Below are 1256 nucleotides of genomic sequence, written 5' to 3' on the forward strand. Positions count from 1 at the left end.
AGTATGAAGAGCCGTTGGTCACGGTGTAGCAGGGGGGTAGGGACTGGGGCCTGTTTTTTGCGAGGGGATTCAGGCGGCTGGTGTGGTGCATGCTCTTTTGCCGGTCGCTGGCGCAAAATGCGGGGATCTTCCGAAATCAGGCTGTTTTGGGGGTGGATTTTTTCGTTGACATGCCGATCGGCAGCCGTTATTGACAAAAGCATCGGCTTTTGAAGGGCAAGTTGCACGGGGTATTCGCTGATGCCCTGTTTTTTTGCCAGGGCGGTCGAAAGCGAATACTTATCACCATCACCACCCTATCACCATCACCTATCACCATCACCGAGTTACAGCAACCCCCCCTACTACCCACCCCCGGCCGGTTTGGCGCCCGATGCCCTGGTCATAATCTGGGGAGCGGGGGAAACCTATCCCCCTAAGTACCGCTACAGCCTGGCAAAAAAGTTCACCCGCAGCGAAAAGATCTACAGCTTTCAGACCCATGTCGGGATTTTTCTGCCCCGGGAGCAGCCCGCCGAGGTACGGCCGGTGCCGGGCAGCGCCCCTGGATATTGAAGAATGGGGCCAAATTGAGAATTAAGACCTTGACTCCGCCGGTCGCTTTCCCTAGCATATTGGAAACCTACCAGGTCCTGATCGACTCCAATCAACAGGCTTTGCCTTGAAAGTGCCGGCAAATTAACCGAATCAGATTAATTTTTAGGAGATTGCACCATGAAAAGATTGTCAATGGCGGCTATTACCCTGGTCATGCTGGGCGGCGGAGGATCGGCCTGGGCCGGTTCCCACGGTCAGGTGACCTACAACGACCATATCAAACCGCTGATGGAGCAGAAATGCTTCGCCTGCCACGGCGAACGCTCTCCCAGCATCGAAGAGTTCGATGCCGATCAGAAGAAGTACACCTCCATGATGGTGGGACCCCGAATGACCACCTATCAGGAGCTGGTCGCCTTCGTCAACGGTGACGATGCCGGGGCGATCATGCGCCGCCTGGATGATGGCAAGGCCACCCCCACTGGCAAGCCCGGTAACATGAATATCTATCTGGGGGGAAGTGCTGAGGAGCGGGCCAAGAACCTGGATCTCTTTAAACGCTGGGTTGGCCACTGGACCCTGAAGCGGCAGGCGGAGCTGACCGCCGAAGATCACAAGCTCTTCAAGATTTTGGAGAAGCGTTAACCGGCGGTGGCGTTGAGCCGGACCTGCCCCGCCTCAACGCCACTGAACCAAAAAGTTGTTGGGTGCTTAAATTT

General features: G+C 56.0%; 2 protein-coding genes. Both read left to right on the forward strand.

Annotation, left to right across the window (positions count from 1 at the left end; all coding sequences use genetic code 11):
• The first annotated feature begins 240 nt into the window (after window positions 1–240).
• The gene (locus tag P0N66_RS12730; RefSeq protein WP_275806010.1) at window positions 241–555 is read left to right on the forward strand and encodes a hypothetical protein; all 315 of its coding nucleotides are present in this window, start codon (window positions 241–243) and stop codon (window positions 553–555) included.
• A gap of 159 nt (window positions 556–714) precedes the next feature.
• Window positions 715–1182 (forward strand): hypothetical protein, encoded by a 468-nt coding sequence (locus tag P0N66_RS12735; RefSeq protein ID WP_275806012.1) that lies wholly within the window; start codon window positions 715–717, stop codon window positions 1180–1182.
• Window positions 1183–1256: the final 74 nt, after the last annotated feature.

This window comes from Desulfurivibrio dismutans (genome assembly GCF_029210385.1).
GTDB classification, from domain to species: Bacteria; Desulfobacterota; Desulfobulbia; order Desulfobulbales; family Desulfurivibrionaceae; genus Desulfurivibrio; species Desulfurivibrio dismutans.